The 8,428-nt window shown below is 70.7% G+C and carries 9 protein-coding genes, 2 tRNA genes and 1 pseudogene; 3 read left to right on the top strand and 9 right to left on the bottom strand.

Annotation, left to right across the window (positions count from 1 at the left end):
• Positions 1-362, top strand: a pseudogene (locus EIO58_RS19145) (hypothetical protein); the annotation flags it as partial.
• Positions 363-409: 47 nt separating this feature from the next.
• Positions 410-482, top strand: a tRNA-Lys gene (locus EIO58_RS08555).
• Between the two features lie 44 nt (positions 483-526).
• Here EIO58_RS08555 and EIO58_RS08550 read toward each other — a convergent pair.
• The 5 genes from EIO58_RS08550 to EIO58_RS08530 all read right to left on the bottom strand — a co-directional run bounded on the left by EIO58_RS08550 (position 527) and on the right by EIO58_RS08530 (position 4,702).
• A complete protein-coding gene (locus EIO58_RS08550) occupies positions 527-832 on the bottom strand; it encodes a hypothetical protein (protein WP_127819176.1) in 306 nt (101 codons plus the stop codon).
• Entirely contained in the window at positions 829-1,287 is a 459-nt protein-coding gene (locus EIO58_RS08545) for a GNAT family N-acetyltransferase (protein WP_127819175.1), read from the bottom strand. The genes EIO58_RS08550 and EIO58_RS08545 overlap by 4 nt, the downstream gene beginning before the upstream one ends.
• Positions 1,288-1,303: 16 nt before the next feature.
• Positions 1,304-1,876: a DNA alkylation repair protein gene (locus EIO58_RS08540; protein ID WP_240658650.1), complete on the bottom strand. Its 573-nt coding sequence runs from the start codon at positions 1,874-1,876 to the stop codon at positions 1,304-1,306.
• A 76-nt stretch (positions 1,877-1,952) separates the two neighbouring features.
• Positions 1,953-2,543: an isochorismatase family protein gene (locus tag EIO58_RS08535; protein WP_127819173.1), complete on the bottom strand. Its 591-nt coding sequence runs from the start codon at positions 2,541-2,543 to the stop codon at positions 1,953-1,955.
• On the bottom strand, positions 2,540-4,702 hold the full coding sequence (locus EIO58_RS08530; RefSeq protein ID WP_240658649.1) for an MMPL family transporter: 2,163 nt from the start codon (positions 4,700-4,702) through the stop codon (positions 2,540-2,542). Before EIO58_RS08530 ends, EIO58_RS08535 begins: the two co-directional genes overlap by 4 nt.
• Positions 4,703-4,817: 115 nt before the next feature.
• Between EIO58_RS08530 and EIO58_RS08525 the strand changes: the two genes are divergently transcribed.
• A complete protein-coding gene (locus EIO58_RS08525; RefSeq protein WP_127819171.1) occupies positions 4,818-5,777 on the top strand; it encodes an EamA family transporter in 960 nt (319 codons plus the stop codon).
• A gap of 11 nt (positions 5,778-5,788) precedes the next feature.
• Here EIO58_RS08525 and EIO58_RS08520 read toward each other — a convergent pair whose 3' ends face one another.
• The 4 genes from EIO58_RS08520 to EIO58_RS08505 form a co-directional block, all read right to left on the bottom strand.
• Complete coding sequence (locus EIO58_RS08520) at positions 5,789-6,184, bottom strand: hypothetical protein (RefSeq protein ID WP_127819170.1); 396 nt, start codon at positions 6,182-6,184, stop codon at positions 5,789-5,791.
• A gap of 58 nt (positions 6,185-6,242) precedes the next feature.
• Positions 6,243-6,315 (bottom strand) — tRNA-Thr (locus tag EIO58_RS08515).
• 95 nt (positions 6,316-6,410) lie between these two features.
• A complete protein-coding gene (locus tag EIO58_RS08510) occupies positions 6,411-7,967 on the bottom strand; it encodes an alpha/beta hydrolase (protein ID WP_127819169.1) in 1,557 nt (518 codons plus the stop codon).
• Positions 7,964-8,428 (bottom strand): DNA polymerase III subunit delta' C-terminal domain-containing protein (locus tag EIO58_RS08505; protein ID WP_274543202.1); only part of this gene is annotated, 465 nt, incomplete at its 5' end. The genes EIO58_RS08505 and EIO58_RS08510, both read right to left, overlap by 4 nt.

Genomic DNA, 8,428 nt, shown 5'->3' with positions numbered 1-8,428 from the left:
CGGCGATCGCGGTGGCGAGTCTCGTCGCGATCGCACTGGCAGCCGGGGTGTGGGCGACGACCTTGGCGGGGGCGACACCCGAGCCGGAGCCCACGACTCCGGCCGTCGTGCCGTCCGTCGTGCCGAGCGAGACGCCCACCGAGACGCCTCCGCCGCCCGTCGTGAATGACGACGACGGCGGCGACGACGGCGGTCCTGGCAACGGAAAAGGAAACGGCGGCGGCAACGGGAACGGGAACGGTGGCGGGAACGGGAACGGGAACGGCGGCGACAACAGCGGACCCGGCAACAGCAACGGCAACGGCGGCAACGGGAACGGCGGCGGCAACGGCAACAACGGCAACGGCGGCGGCAACGACTGACCGCGCGGCGTCCTCGGCGCCGGCGGCGCGTTAGGCTTGGAGGTCGAGGGCCTCTAGCTCAGTCGGTAGAGCATCGGACTTTTAATCCGCGGGTCGTGGGTTCGAGCCCCACGGGGCCCACTCGTGCGCAGGCGTGCAGCAGAAGGCCGTTCCGACGTCGTGGCTCAGCGGACGAGCGAGATCGCGACGAGCCACACCACGATGCTGAGGACCAGCGCGACGAGCGGGTACCAGAAGCCCGTGCGCCGGCCAGCCAGCGCCACGATGCCCGCCACAGCGCCGAGCACCGTGAACGCGAGCGGCAGGTAGCCGCCGAGGGCGATCGCGCCCGAGTTGTCGGCGCCTCCGAGGGCCCACAGCAGCGCGTTGAAGAACAGCACGACGGCGGTGCCGACCGAGAGGCCGATCAGCAGAAGGGTCGCGGTCAGGTCGCCGGTGCGGCGTCCGGAGCGGACGGGTGCGGTCGTCATCGATCGAGTCCCATCTCGTAGTGGACGAAGCCGGTGTGGGTCGCGACCCGGTCGTAGAGCGCGCGAGCGGTGGAGTTGGTCTCGTGGGTGAGCCAGTACACCTTGGCGCTGCCGTGCGCCCGCGCCCAGTCCTCGACGTGCGCGATGAGCGCGCGTCCCGCGCCCGCGCCGCGAGTGTCGGGAGCGACGAAGAGGTCTTCGAGGTAGCAATAGGTCCCCGCCGACCACGTCGCCGGGTGCGTCAGCCAGTGCACGAACCCGATCGTGCGGCCTTCCGCTGTGCTGGGCACCCTCGCCATCGCTCCCCAGACCGGGAACTGGGGGTCGAGCAGCCGATTCCATGTCAGGTCGGTCTGCTCGTCGGGGACGGTCGCCTGGTAGAACTCCAGATAGCCGCGCCACAGCGACAGCCACGCGTCGTGATCGGCGGCGGCCAGGGCACGGATCTCTGTCACGGATCCGAGGCTAGCGTCATGCGAGCGCCGTGCGCGCGGCGCGGCGCGCGTGCGCGCTGAGATCTTCGCCGCGCCGCGCGAGGAACTCCTGCAGTCGCGCGGCGTCGACACGGCCGATCTCGCGCAGGGCGACGCCGACGTTCGTCTGCACGAGGTGCTCGGGATCGGCGGCGAGGATCTCGCACAGCGCCGACGGATCGTCGAGATCTCCGGAACGGATGATCCAGAACGCCGCCGTGATGGCCATGCGCCGGTGCCACCGGTCGTCGGAGCGAGCCAGCCCGAAAAGCACGTCGCGGGGCTTGTCGAGCAGGTACCAGCCGAGCACGCGCGGCGCCGCACGGTCGATGTAGTCCCACGTGTCGATGCGGTCGAGGTGGCGCATCCACAGGTCATACATCGCCTGACGGTCGGCTCCGCGGGCGCGCGCCTTGAAGTCGAGGATCGACACCGCGACCATCCGCTGCTCGTACACGTCCGACTCGAGCAGCCGCTCCACCTCGGGGAGGGGCATCCGGTGGTTCGCCTTCGCGATGTCGAAGACCGTGCCCATGCGCACACCGACGACCTGCGTGCGATCGTCGGTCATGCGCCGCTGGGTTTTGGCGCGTTCGTCGCCGGATGCCTCCGCTTCGAGCGCCGCGCGGACGCTCTCTGCGCTCGCGTCACCCACTCGGCGCAGTGCCTGATTCGGCCAGCTCCGCGCCGGCGTGGGCGAGCTCGGCGAGCGCCGCGTCGCTCGACTCGGGCGCCACGCCCGCGATGAGGTCGGTGAGCACCCGGACGTGGCGGCCGTGCTCGATCGCATCGAGGGCTGACGCGCGCACGCAGTGGTCGGTCGCGATGCCGGTCACGTCGACGTCGACGACCCCGTTCTCGTCGAGAAGCTGCGCGACCGTGACGCCGTCGTCGCTCGCCCCCTCGAACAGGGAGTACGCAGGCTTCCCTTGGCCCTTCTTGACGTGGTGGGTGACGCGCGACGTGTCGAGGCCGGGGTCGTACTCGGCGCCGTCGGTGCCACTGACGCAGTGCGGCGGCCACGTGTCGACGTAGTCCGGCTCGTCGGCGAAGTGGCCGCCGTTGTCACCGTCGGCGTCGTGCCAGTCGCGAGAGGCCACGATGATCGAGTACTCCTCGGCATGCGTGACGAGGTACTCCGTGATGCGCTGCGCGACCGCGTCCCCACCCTCGACACCGAGTGCTCCGAGTTCGGTGAAGTCGTTCTGGACATCCACGATGAACAGTGCCTTGCTCATGTCTCGAGGGTACGCCGATCGTTCTCGCCGGTCAGCGGGTGTCCGTCGTCGTGCCACAGCTTCGACGGCCACCAGATGGCCCGGCCGATGTCGTACGACAGAGCGGGCACGAGGAGCGATCGCACCACGAAGGTGTCGAGCAGCACCCCGAACGCGACGATGAAGGCGATCTGCGCGAGGAACAGGATCGGGATCACGCCGAGCGCCGCGAACGTCGCCGCAAGCACGAGCCCCGCCGAGGTGATGACGCCGCCGGTGGCGACGAGACCGCGAAGGATGCCGGAGCGCGTGCCGTGGACGAGGGACTCCTCGCGCACCCGCGACATCAGGAAGATGTTGTAGTCGACGCCCAGAGCGACCAGGAACACGAAGCCGTACAGCGGCACCGCAGGATCGGCCCCCGGAAAGCCGAAGACGCCGTTGAAGACCAGCGCACTGACTCCGAGCGCCGTGCCGAACGAGAGGATCACGGTGACGATGAGCAGCACCGGTGCGAGGATCGAGCGCAGCAGCAGCATCAGGACCACGAGGATCACCGCGAGGATCACCGGGAGGATCAGAGTGCGATCGCGCGTGGACGTGTCGTTGGTATCGGTGTCGGTGGCGGTCTCGCCGCCGACGACCGCGGTGCCCGCTCCGAGCTCCTCGTCCAGCGCCGCGCGGAGTCCGCGAACCGTGTCTTCCGCCGCAGGCGAGTCGGCGGCATCCGTCAGCGTTCCGATCACGAGCAGGTCGCCGTCCGCGACCGTCGGAGCGGGGACCGGGGTACCCGGCGGGCCGACCGCCGCGAGCACCGGTTCGCCGTCCTCGACCTCGACCGCGGCCTGACCAGTCGGCGTGTCCGCGGACGCCACCGCGACCGACTCGACGCCGTCGGCGCCCTCGAGCACCTCGACGGCCGCCGCGAGGTCGGTCTCGGGGACGATGACGTACACCGGCGAGCCGGATCCGGCGGCGAAGTGCTCGGCGAGCACTTCCTGGCCGTCGCGAGCCTCGGATGCGCCGAGCACGAGCTCGCTCGTGGGCACGCCGTCCGCCCTGAGCTGGGTGATCCCGGCGGCGCCCGCGAGCAGCACGACCGTGCACACGATCCACACGACGCGCGCGTGCCGTGCGACGAAGCGCGCCTGGCGCGGCCACAGCCCCGTGACCGGTCGAGTGAGGTCGTCGGGCACCGTCTGGAGCGGCTCCTTCGGGATGAACGGCCAGAAGGCCGCGCGCCCGAACAGGGCAAGGAGCGCCGGAAGGAAGGTCAGCGCCGAGAGCATCGAGAACGCGATGCCGATCGACGCGATGGGCCCGAGCGCGCGGTTCGTGGCGAGGTCCGACAAGAGCAGGCACAGCAGCCCCGCGATGACCGTTCCGCCGGCGGCCAGAATGGGCTCGAACGAGCCGCGCCACGCCGCGGACGTGGCATCCCATCGTCGCTCGCCTGCCGCGATCGCCTCGCGGAACCGGGCGACATACAGCAGCGCGTAATCGGTCGCCGCCCCGATCACGAGGATGAAGAGGATCCCCTGCACCTGGCCGTTGAGCACGACGATCCCGGCATACGCGAGCCACCACACCGTGAGCAGGGCCGCGCACAGCGCGAACACCGATGTCGTCAGCACCAGGACCGGCAGCAGCGGAGAGCGGTACACGATCACGAGGATAAGGAACACCGCGATGAGCGCGACCGCGAGCAGCAGTCCGTCGATGCCGAGGAAGCCCTCGACGAGGTCGGCCGTGAACCCGGCGGGTCCGGTGACCCAGCCCTGGAGTCCTGGCGGCAGGTCCGCGACGAAAGCGCGGATCTCATCGACGATCTCGCCGACCTCGCCCGACGAGTCGAGCGGCACGAAGATCTGCGCCGCCTCACCGTCCTCCGCCGGTATCGGGGGCGAGACGCCATCCTGAACGCCATCGATCCCCGCGATGTCGTCGGCGAGCGTCTGCACGTCTGCGAGTTCGTCCCCCGAAAGCTCACCGTCTGCCGTGACGACGACGAGAGCGGGAATGGACTCGTCGCCCAGGAAGTCGGGGAGTCGCTCGTTCACCCGCGTCGCGTCAGCGCTCTCGGGCAGAAAGGTCGACCGATCGTTCGTCGAGACGTCGTCGACCTTGCCGAAGTAGGGCCCGCCGATCGAGCCCGCGGTGAGCCACACCAGCACGAGCACGACCGGGATGCCGATCCGCAGCCAGCGGGACGGCTCCGTACGTGAGCGCAGAATGGCGATGGCCCAGCCTAACCAGTGGGCTCGGTGCCTCGCACTGGTCCTATGCTGGCTCGCGATGCTCTCCGCTGCTCTCGCCCTCGTCGGCGCCCTGGTGTACGGCTCTGCAGACTTCCTCGGAGGCCTCGCGGCGAGGCGGATCCGATCGATCGTGGTGACGGCGGTCGCCGCGGCCTCGGGGCTCGTGGCGCTGGCGATCGCTCAGCCGCTCGTCGGCGGCGCGTGGACGAGCGCCGACATCGTCTGGGGCATTCTCGCCGGCCTGGTCGGCGTCGTGGCCGTGGCGCTCCTGTACGCGTGCCTCGCGATCGGCCCGATGAGCATCCTGTCGCCCCTCACCGCCGTGGTCTCGGCGATCGCGCCGATGCTGTGGGGGCTTCTCGTCAACGGTGAGGCTCTCGCGCCCATCGGCTATGCCGGGCTGGGGATCGCACTCGTCGCTGTCGTGCTCGTGGGCTTCATCCCGGGCGCGAAGATCGTTCGGCCGAGCGCACGCGGGCTGCTCATGGCGGTCGGCGCCGGCCTCGCGATCGGCGCGTTCCTCATCGTCGTGGACCAGACGGATGACGGGAGCGGGCTCGTGCCGCTGGTCGTCAGCCGCGGGACCAGCGTCGTGGTGACGGCCGCCGTGGTGGGGGTGCTCGTCGTCGCGGGGATGCGCCGCGGTCGCACCGCTGCATCCGTGCTCGAGGTTTCGGGCCCGCTGCTCGGTGCGACGCCGACGGGCCACGCCGATCTCGAGCACGCAGCCGCGCCCGCATCCACGCTCCTGCGAGTCACCGCGCCGCGGGCGTGGTGGCTCGCCATCGCGTGCGGAATCGCGGATGCCGCGGCCAACGCCCTCCTGCTGGTCGCGCTGCGCGCGGGCGACCTGTCGATCGTGTCGGCGCTGACCGCCCTCTACCCCGCGGGCACGATCCTGCTCGCGGCGCTGGTGCTGCGCGAGCGGGTGGCCGCGGTGCAGTGGATCGGCCTCGTGCTCGCGCTCGTGGCCGGCGGCATGCTCGCGGTCGCGTGACGCGGGCGGGGTCAGCCTCGCACGAAGATGAGGATGAGCGACAGGATCATGGCGAGCACCCCGAGCGCGAGCAGTCCGACTGCGAGGAGCGCGACGGCGCGGACGCCGGGGGATCTCCGGGTCAGCCGCATCCGATTGCGCCTCCCGCGGCGGTAGAAGATGTCGGCCATCTGCTTGTCGCCGATGGCGTGCTCCTGCTCGTGCGTGAGAACCGCCTCGTTCACGCCGCCGTCGTCGTCGAACCACCGCACCACGCGGCCGTGCGGCTCCGTCTCGACGACGGCGCGCGCGGGGAGCCACGTGCCGTCGAGCAGGCGCATGACGAGCGCGGCGGCGGCAAGGAGCGCACCGGCACCGAGACCGACCCACGAGAAGATCTCGACGACGGCGTCGATCGTCTCGTGCATGGCGTCACCGTCCCTGAGATACGGAAAACGGCCGCCGCAGCGGCCGCATCCGGTTCTGAGCCACCTAAGGGAATCGAACCCTTGACCTATTCATTACGAGTGAATCGCTCTGCCGACTGAGCTAAGGTGGCGCGCCTCGCTTGCGCGATGCACGATCAACGATCTTACAGGGTCTTGGGAGTGCTCGCGAACCACGACCGCTCGGCATCCGGCCCGCCTTTCGGGCTCATTCGCAGCGCAGGCCGTCCTGGGGAGCCGTACCCTCGAGCAGGTAGGTCTCGACGGCCTCGTCGACGCAGCGGTTGCCCTTGTTGTACCCGGTGTGGCCCTCTCCGACACGGGTGACGAGCACGCCGGACGACAGCTGATCGGCCAGCGACACGGACCACTCGTACGGGGTTGCCGGGTCGTTGGTGGTGCCTACGACGACGATCGGCGCCGCCCCCTCTGCCGAAATGGGCTCGCGCACGCCCGTCGCCGGGTACGGCCAAACCTCGCACGGGTCGGGACCGGCCCAGTACGGCGCCACCGTGGGCGCCTCGGCCTCGAGCAGCGCCTCGGCCGCAGCGATGTCTTCGGGGGTCGAGTCCAGCGGGTAGTCCATGCAGTTGTACGCACGGAAGGCCTCGGTGGAGTTGTCGAGGTACCGGCCGTCCTGGCGGTTGTAGTAGAAGTCGGCGAGCAAGAACGCGGTCTCGGCGTCGCCTTGCAGCACGCCGGCCAGCGCGTCCGTGAGGTAGGTCCAGCTGTCCTGCGAGTACAGGGCCGCGATGATCGCTGTCATGAGCGAGTCGGCGCCGAGCATTCGTCCGTCGGAGTTGGGGACCGGGTCGCGGTCGACGGTGGCCAGCAGCGTGCCGAGGTCGGCCATCGCGTCGTCGACGCTCCCCCGGAACGGGCACTCGTCGTCTTCGAGGCACGACGCCATGTACGCCCTCAGCGCCGACTCGAAGCCGACCCCCTGGGTCGTGCCCACGTCGAGGGCCGACACCGCCGGATCGATCGCCCCGTCGAGGACGAGGCGCCCGACGCGCTCCGGGAACAGCTTCGCGTACGTCGCGCCCAGGAAGGTGCCGTACGAGTAGCCGAGGTAGTTCAGCTCGCGGTCGCCGAGCACGGCGCGCAACAGGTCCATGTCGCGCGCCGCGTTCTCGGTCGTGATATGCGGCAGGATGCCGTCGCTGCTGTCGTCGCACGCCTGGGCGAACGCGGCGTGACGCTCCAGCACGTCGTCGGCCCAGGCATCCGTCCCCCGCTCGTTCTCGGGGAGATCGAACAGATACGCGTCCATGTCGGCCGCGTCAAAGCAGCGCACCGACGCCGACTCTCCCACGCCGCGCGGGTCGAACCCGATGACGTCGAACCGCTCGCGCACCGCGTCGCCCACAGCGAACGACAGCGAGTCGCGGATGAGGTCGACTCCGCTCGCACCCGGCCCGCCGGGGTTGGTCAGCAGCGACCCGATCGGCTCGGCGCTCCCCTCAGCGCGGCTGCGGATCACCGAGAGCTCGATGTCGCCGGCGCCGGGGTCGCCCCAGTCGAGGGGGGCGGTCACCATCGTGCAGTCGAAGCCCGCGCAGTCGGTCCACTCGAGTTCCTGCCCGTAGTACGGCAGGAGCTCGGCGGGGACGCCGGCGCTGTCGGCCGGTTTGGTCGAGGTGGGGCGGGGCGCCGCCTCGGGGATGGCGGCATAGAGGCAGCCGCTCAGGACGAGGGATGCCGCGGCGAGCGCCGCGGCGAGCGCGCCGACACGGCGGAACCTGCGGGGGCGGGGAGCGTTCACGGAATCCTTCCGCTGGCGACGGTGATGAGCATGCTCTCGAGAGCGAGGAGAGGCGCGGCGTTGAGTTCGAGGTTCTCGCGCGTGGCGCCGATGCGGTCCACCGCCGTGAGCGTGCGCTCGGGCGTCCACGCCGCCGCGAGCGCGCGCAGTTCGGGCTGGAGCTCGCGGTTGATGAGCACCGCGTCGCGCCCGAACTGCAGCATGAGGACGTCGCGGAACATCGACTCGAGGTCGGTGAGCACGCGGTCGATGCCGTCGCGCAGGCTGCGCGTCGCGCGCCGCTTCTGCTCGTCCTCGAGCGCCGAGAGCTGCGATCGCACCGCGGGCGGGACGGCGGCGCCCTCGGCGATGCCGAGCGTGCGCAGCAGACCCGCGCGCTCGGTCTCGTCGCGCTCGGCGGTGAGCGCCTTCGCGTCGTCGGTCGCGACGGCGACGATCGTTCCGGCGACCTCGACCGCGTC

It is taken from the genome of Microbacterium sp. CPCC 204701 (genome assembly GCF_004010105.1).
Taxonomy (GTDB): domain Bacteria; phylum Actinomycetota; class Actinomycetes; order Actinomycetales; family Microbacteriaceae; genus Microbacterium.
This window is presented reverse-complemented; position numbering and strand designations above follow the sequence as displayed.